At 31.7% G+C, this 6,830-nt stretch carries 10 protein-coding genes; 2 read left to right on the top strand and 8 right to left on the bottom strand.

Going from position 1 to position 6,830, the window contains the following annotated elements; translation table 11 throughout:
- The coding region (locus tag AAEO59_RS16420) for an IS3 family transposase (protein ID WP_407934932.1) at window positions 1-85 on the top strand (85 nt) is incomplete at its 5' end.
- A gap of 140 nt (window positions 86-225) precedes the next feature.
- Here the strand turns inward: AAEO59_RS16420 and AAEO59_RS16245 are convergent.
- From AAEO59_RS16245 to AAEO59_RS16220, 6 genes are all read right to left on the bottom strand, one after another.
- Window positions 226-1,134 (bottom strand): pseudouridine synthase, encoded by a 909-nt coding sequence (locus tag AAEO59_RS16245; protein ID WP_341701799.1) that lies wholly within the window; start codon window positions 1,132-1,134, stop codon window positions 226-228.
- Window positions 1,135-1,236: 102 nt separating this feature from the next.
- Entirely contained in the window at window positions 1,237-2,193 is a 957-nt protein-coding gene (locus AAEO59_RS16240; RefSeq protein ID WP_341701798.1) for a geranylgeranylglycerol-phosphate geranylgeranyltransferase, read from the bottom strand.
- Window positions 2,194-2,230: 37 nt separating this feature from the next.
- A complete protein-coding gene (locus AAEO59_RS16235; RefSeq protein ID WP_341701797.1) occupies window positions 2,231-3,169 on the bottom strand; it encodes a mevalonate kinase family protein in 939 nt (312 codons plus the stop codon).
- Window positions 3,170-3,173: 4 nt separating this feature from the next.
- The gene (locus AAEO59_RS16230) at window positions 3,174-3,401 is read right to left on the bottom strand and encodes a hypothetical protein (protein WP_341701796.1); all 228 of its coding nucleotides are present in this window, start codon (window positions 3,399-3,401) and stop codon (window positions 3,174-3,176) included.
- Window positions 3,402-3,475: 74 nt separating this feature from the next.
- Entirely contained in the window at window positions 3,476-3,694 is a 219-nt protein-coding gene (locus AAEO59_RS16225) for a hypothetical protein (protein WP_341701795.1), read from the bottom strand.
- A gap of 29 nt (window positions 3,695-3,723) precedes the next feature.
- Complete coding sequence (locus AAEO59_RS16220; RefSeq protein ID WP_341701794.1) at window positions 3,724-4,824, bottom strand: diphosphomevalonate/mevalonate 3,5-bisphosphate decarboxylase family protein; 1,101 nt, start codon at window positions 4,822-4,824, stop codon at window positions 3,724-3,726.
- 152 nt (window positions 4,825-4,976) lie between these two features.
- On the opposite strand from AAEO59_RS16220, the gene AAEO59_RS16215 reads away from it, so the two are divergent.
- Window positions 4,977-5,453 (top strand): TspO/MBR family protein, encoded by a 477-nt coding sequence (locus AAEO59_RS16215; protein WP_341701793.1) that lies wholly within the window; start codon window positions 4,977-4,979, stop codon window positions 5,451-5,453.
- A 45-nt stretch (window positions 5,454-5,498) separates the two neighbouring features.
- Here the strand turns inward: AAEO59_RS16215 and AAEO59_RS16210 are convergent, their stop codons facing one another.
- Together AAEO59_RS16210 and AAEO59_RS16205 are read right to left on the bottom strand one after the other, a co-directional pair.
- A complete protein-coding gene (locus tag AAEO59_RS16210) occupies window positions 5,499-5,852 on the bottom strand; it encodes an iron chaperone (protein ID WP_341701792.1) in 354 nt (117 codons plus the stop codon).
- A 9-nt stretch (window positions 5,853-5,861) separates the two neighbouring features.
- Window positions 5,862-6,602, bottom strand: coding sequence for a hypothetical protein (locus AAEO59_RS16205; protein WP_341701791.1), 741 nt, complete (start codon window positions 6,600-6,602; stop codon window positions 5,862-5,864).
- Between the last annotated feature and the right edge of the window lie 228 nt (window positions 6,603-6,830).

Here is a 6,830-nt window from a genome sequence, read left to right as displayed (position 1 = left end):
AGATTACTATAATAATGAGAGAATAAAACTTAATCTAAAAGGAATGAGCCCGATACAATATCGAGCTCATTATTATCAAATTTAATTATAAATTCGTCTAAACTTTTGGGTGCAGTCTAATTTTTAGGACGGTTTTTTTATGCTTAGTTGAGATAATTTGTATCAAATAAAACCGCTTCAGAAATTGATGACTGAAGCGGCTTTTTTTTAAAATTATTTTAAAACTTAAAAGTTTTTAATATTGATAATTTCCTGTTCGGTAAGTAAACGCCAGTTGCCTCGAGGTAAATTCTTTTTGGTCAACCCAGCAAAGGCAACACGGTCAATTTTTAAGACATCATATTCTAAATGTTCAAAAATATTACGTACTACCTTAATGTTTGAAGTTTTTAGTTTCAAACCAATTTCAGATTTAGCTTCTCCTTCAATATAACTTACTTCTTCCACAAAAACACGGTGACCGTCAATAAACAAACCTTTGCTTATTTTTTCTAAGTCTTCAAACTTTAAATTTTTGTCTAAGGTAACCTGATATATTTTAGACGACTTTTGATTTGGAAGTGAGAATTTACGAATCAAATCGGTGTCATTAGTAAATAATAAAAGTCCGGTAGTGTTTTTGTCCATTCTTCCTACAGCAGCAATTTTAGCCGTAGTAGAGCCTTTTACTAATTCTAAAACATTACGGTATTCCTGACCTTCGTCAAGAGCTGTGGTAAAGTTTTTAGGTTTGTTCAATAAGATATACACTTTCTTTTCAGGAGTTAAGGTTACTCCGTCAAAGTTAACTACATCACCAGGTTTTACTAAATAGCCCATCTCAGTAACGGCAACACCATTTACTTTAACATTTCCTGACTGGATGTAAATATCTGCGTCACGACGAGAACAAACGCCTGAATTAGATATGTATTTATTCAAACGAATTTCGTCTTTTGCTTTAGGTCTTTTAGCAACCGGATTTGGTTTTTTTCCTGGTTTTTGAGCAGCTTCTTCAGTGTTGTTTGCACTGAATTTTGATTTTTTAGGTCCTTGTGCTCTTTTTGGCAAAGCAGCCTTTGGCTTGTTAGAGTTTGGTCTTGAACTATTTGGTCTTGAACCGCCTCTTTTGTTATTGCCTTCCTTATTATTCATGTTTAGATAATTTTTGCAAAGATAGTATTTATATGTTTGCTAATTGATAAAAGCGAATTATTATCAATTAAGATGTAATTACAAACCTTTTAGGGTTTTATGTTAAAATGAAAGTAATATTTTTTTGCCATGCAAAAGGACACTTGGGTCTATCAAAATGATGCAGAAAACCCCCGAAACAATTAAAAATTTCAGCACATTATGGAGTAAAATAAATTGCGTTTTAGTATTTGATTTCCATAAATAAACTGTACATAAAATAAGGATTATCATACTTGAATAAAAGTAGATATCCATATAGCCCACATCATAAATTTCGATTAAAATATAAATAGGTAAAAGTGTCAAACTCGTTAAAATACTGATGATTCTCTTAGATGTAGTTTCTCCATAGCGCACAGGGATGGTTTGATAATTATCGGCAATATCTCCTTTTATATTTTCCAAATCTTTGATCATTTCACGTATCAATAATAAAAGAAAGAGGAAGGTAGCATGTGCAAAAATAACCGCAAATTGCCCTTTATAGTTTTCGATTTCATAAAGTGGCAGTTTTGTATAATAATACAATAAGATGGCAAAAAAAGGTAATACGGCCATTAAAGAAGCCATTAAATTTCCAATCAAAGGGTATTTTTTGATTTTGTGAGAGTAAAACCAAATTAGGAAAATATAAACTGAAAAAAACAGTAAGGCCCGCCAGGAAATAAACCAGGCAATAATAGCAACAATGAAATTTAAGGTGAAATAAGTTTTAAGCTTTGTGCTTTGGCTCACCAGGCGATCCAGCATGGATTTAGTAGGGCGATTGATTAAATCCTTTTTACTGTCGTAAAAATTATTAATAATATAGCCCGATGCAATACTTAGTGAAGAGGCAAAAACGATTAAAAATAGATGTGAATCTAATAATATATCTAAAGCTCTAATCTCAGGTGCCAATATAAATATAGCCGATAAATATTGCGCTAAAATAATTATAGGAATGTTATAACCTCTAACTACAGAGAACAAACTGATGATTTTTAACGCTAAAAGTTTGTGTTTTCTACTAAACATTTTAGACAGTTATAATGGTTGCCCAATAAATATAGCTTTAAAATTGGTAAACTACTTCCAGTTTGTAGTCTTTTAACGAAGTTTTAGCACGTTCTAAATCTTCAGTGAAGCCTAAAATGTAACCGCCACCGCCTGATCCGCAAAGTTTTAAATAGTAATCGTTAGTTTCAATTCCTTTTTGCCAAATTTCATGAAACTGCTCCGGAATCATTGGTTTGAAATGATTCAAAACGACACGGGAAAGTTTTTTGGTGTTTGAAAATAAAGATTTCATATCGCCACCAAGGAAATTTTCAACACAGGCATCAGTATATTTTACAAATTGATTTTTTAGCATAGCACGGAATCCTTTGTCTTTCAGGTTTTCCATAAAAATGTTAATCATTGGTGCTGTTTCTCCAATAATACCCGAATCTAAAAGGAAAACAGCCGCTTTCCCATCAAAACTTTGTGATGGAATTCCTGTTGCTTCAATGTGATCTTTGGAATTAATTAAAATCGGAATACTCAAATAACTGTTCAAAGGATCCAAGCCGGAACTTTTTCCGTGGAAAAAGCTTTCCATTTGAGAAAATATATTTTTTAACTCTAGTAATTTTTCACGAGTTAGATTTTCTAAAACGGTGATTTTGTTTTGAGCATATTTATCATAGATAGCAGCAACTAAAGCGCCGCTACTTCCTACACCATAACCTTGTGGAATGCTGGAATCAAAGTACATTCCGGTTGCAACATCGTTGTTTAAAGTAGCTAAATCAAAAGTAACCAAATTTGTTTTTTCGGCTTCCAATGATTCTAGATAAGTTGCAAAACGTTTCAAACTGGCATTAGAAGCAATTGCTTCTGCCGAAGGATTTTCATCTTTTTTCAAAGCTCCATTATAAAAATTATATGGAATAGATAAACCTTTAGAATCACGAATAATTCCGTATTCTCCAAAGAGTAATATTTTTGAATAAAATAAAGGTCCTTTCATAATGTTATTCTATGTCGTTTAATTTATTTGGGTTTTGTCTGGTATCAAAAAGCGAAACGATGACAATATGTTTTTTATTAAAATGATAAAACAAACTACTTTGTTTACTTATCACCACTTTTCTAATTTTTTTATTTGTGTTCGAAATAGGAAATAATTCTGGATTTTCTATGATTAACTTGACTACCTCATTAATTTTATTTGAAAATTTACTTTTTATTTCTTTACCCATTTTGCATCTAAATAATTGAAAATTTGTTCAAATTCAATTTAGCTCTTGGAGTAATTACTACTTCTCTTTTCATTTTAAAGATGTGGCTTTATAAAATCATCAAAAGAAGAAAATTCACCTTTTTCATATTCAGACAAAGATTCGTTTATTATATTTTGTTGTTCTTCTGATAATTCGTTCCACCAGTCTTTTTTCTTTGGATTTAGAATATTTTTTATAGAAGCAATAATTGATTCATCATTGGTTTCTACCAATAATTTTATCAGTTCTAGTTTTTCTAATTGAATATCCATAATCTAAAATTTTATTAAAGATACAAAAATTACAATTGCATAGCACCCATTCCAATTTCATCACAAATGTACTGCGCATTTTGACAATAGCCAATTAATTCTTTCTGAATAAATTGCAATACTTTTTCTATTACATTTTGAGGATATAAAACATGTACGTTAGCACCTGCATCCAGTGTAAAACAAATCGGAATTTTAGTTTCTTTTCTAAAGTTCCAAATCTTATTGATAATCTCCAGAGTGTTAGGTTTCATCAGGATGAAATAAGGCATCGAAGTCATCATCATGGCATGTAGGGTCAAAGCTTCGCTTTCTATAATTTCGATAAATGCTTCCAGATTTCCATTTTCAAAAATGCTGATTAATTTGTCTAAGTTTTCATGTGCTTGTGCAAATCGTCTTTCGGCAAAAGGATGGTTGTGCATTAAGTCGTGCCCAACGGTACTAGAAACTTGTTTCTCGCCTTTGTCAACCAATAAAATAGTATCCTGATAATTTTTGAAATTATCATGAATCGTATAAGGAAATTCAATTCCGAATTCGTCCGAAGTTCCATTGATATTAGCTTGTTGCCCCCAGGCAACAACTTCACCTTTTACACTTCGGCAGGCACTTCCGGAACCTAATCGTGCTAAAAAAGAAGCTTTTTGGTAAAAGTAATCTTCTGTCATTTCAGGATGTAATGCTTTTTCTAAACTCATTAAATTCATGGCTAAAGCTGCCATTCCAGAGGCAGAAGAAGCAATTCCGGAGCTGTGCGGGAACGTATTTTGAGTGTCAATCGTAAAATGATAGTCTTTCAAGAAAGGCAAATATTGTTCGATTCGTTCAAAGAATTTTTGAATTTTTGGTTTGAAATCTTCTTTGGGTTTCCCTTCAAATAATAGATCAAAAGAGAATTCATGTGTCACATCGAGCGAAGTCGAGATGTTTTTTTTCTCAAAAGCTAATTTGGTTATCGTTTTGCAATTCTTCAAAGTGAAACTTATAGAAGGGTTTGCCGGAATTTGATTGGCTTTTTTTCCCCAATATTTTACCAGTGCAATATTGCTGGGAGCACTCCATTCAAAAGAACCGTTTTCGATAGTTTGAGAATAGGATGAAGGAATAAAATCGTTTGCTGTAAACATGAATACTAAAATTTGTCGCAAAGATACTTTTTTCTATTTGCAGATTAGCAGATTTTTATTCGTTTACACTGAAATAATTAGTGTTTTTAATTAATGTTGTTTAGGCTGAAAAGTGTTCTGATTTCTTATTTTTGTCAAAAAGAATTGCGAAAATGAATAAAATTATAAAAATCCTTATAGCTGTGGTTACTTGTCTCGCAGTAGGTTATTTTTCAGGAATTGTGACCCGTTCAGCTATAATAGATTGGTATCCTACTTTAGAAAAACCTTTTTTTAATCCACCTAATTGGGTTTTTGCTCCGGTCTGGACATTGCTCTATATTATGATGGGAGTAGGAGCGGGCTTAGTTTGGAATCGATATGCTTTTGATAAAGAAGCTGTTAAAAAAGCGTTGGTGTTTTTTATTATTCAGTTGACACTAAATGCGATTTGGTCTTATTTGTTTTTTGGATTACACAACCCCATGTTAGCAGATTTAGAGATAATATTGTTATGGTTGATGATTTACGAAACCTATTTTCAGTTTAGTAAGATCAATAAAAGAGCTGCTTATTTGATGTTGCCTTATTTGGCTTGGGTTTCTTTTGCAGCGGTTTTGAATGCCAGTATTTGGTGGTTGAATCGATAGAAATTCATTAGCAAAATTCAAATATCTCTAAGTGAAACAGTGTTGTTATTTTTCGTGATTGGTTTCATTTTCTTTTAGCCGAAAAGCAACTATTTGTTTGATAAGTTCATAGGGAATAGGGGAGTTGAGCGGAAACTGAACAGAACCTTTGCCTTGTTTATAATTTGCTAATTCCTTTGAAAAATGAGAATGTCCTGAAGGTGTCGCATACAAGCCAATATGATTTTTATATGCCGCTAAATAAATCAAAGGTTTTCCAAAAGTTTTATAAGCTGGCATACCATATGAAATGCTTTCATCGCAATCAGGAGCTGTATTAAGGATAATACATCTAATTTGCTGAGCTATTTTTTGAGTTTCCTCCGAAAGTGAATGGATGTATTCATCTACATTGTTCATCTTTGATAATTATTCGGCTGCGTTTAATTTTTTGTATTCAAAACTTTTTTGATATAAGTAATCCATCAACTCAAGGGCATTAGAATTTTCTGCGATGTTCTTTTTAGATTCTGGATCGAAATTACAAAAAGTTAGAAAAGAATCAATTTCAGTTTTTTTCAATTTCAAAGTTTCGATAAAGAAGTTTTCGTCGAAATTGTTTGTAACTACATCTTTAAATTCTATCGTTGAAGTCGCGGATTTTTTTCTTTTTAGTTTGTCACCAAAAAGCATTTTGCCAATTTTTACAAAATCCATTCCGTTAGTTATCGTTCCGTCATAAACTCCTGGATTTTTTAATTGTTTGGATTGTCGGTAAACGGCCACTTCGTCTCTTTTAAGTTGTTCCCATTTTTTGTCAAATTCCCAGTCAACACTTACTTTATGGATTTTTACTTCTTTGAGTTCTTCTGGTTTTTGTTCAATAGAAACAATGATATTATTGTTTTCTAAGTCCTCGAGACTCAGTTTTAGACCTTTTAAATGATAATTTTTGTCGTAAAATAAAATGCTGTCGTTGATAGCTGCAGTCAGAATAAATTCGCCTTTTTCATTGGTTTTGGTGACTGTTTCAGTATTCTTATTGATTACTTCCACATTTTGCAATAAAAAATTATCCGATAGTACTTTTCCGCGAAGTAATTTGTGGTTTTGGGAAAAGCTAAGCGTACTTATTATGGAAAAGAATAGGATAGAGAAGTGTAATTTCATTAAAAGTTGATTTGTAAATAAAATTACTCCATTTCTACTAAACTAATTTATGACCAAAGGTAAATTTTTGTTAATTATACTATTCTAATGAAAAAGCCGTCTCAAAGTTTGCACTGCCCCCAAAAAGTTAGACACTATTTGGGGGTATTTTTATGGAAAGAAAAGTCAAGTATGGTTATGATTTTAAACTTCGATGTGTAAATGAAGTTTTAAAAAAGCATCAAGCAA

This window comes from Flavobacterium flavipallidum (assembly GCF_038289905.1).
Taxonomy (GTDB): Bacteria; Bacteroidota; Bacteroidia; order Flavobacteriales; family Flavobacteriaceae; genus Flavobacterium; species Flavobacterium flavipallidum.
This window is presented reverse-complemented; position numbering and strand designations above follow the sequence as displayed.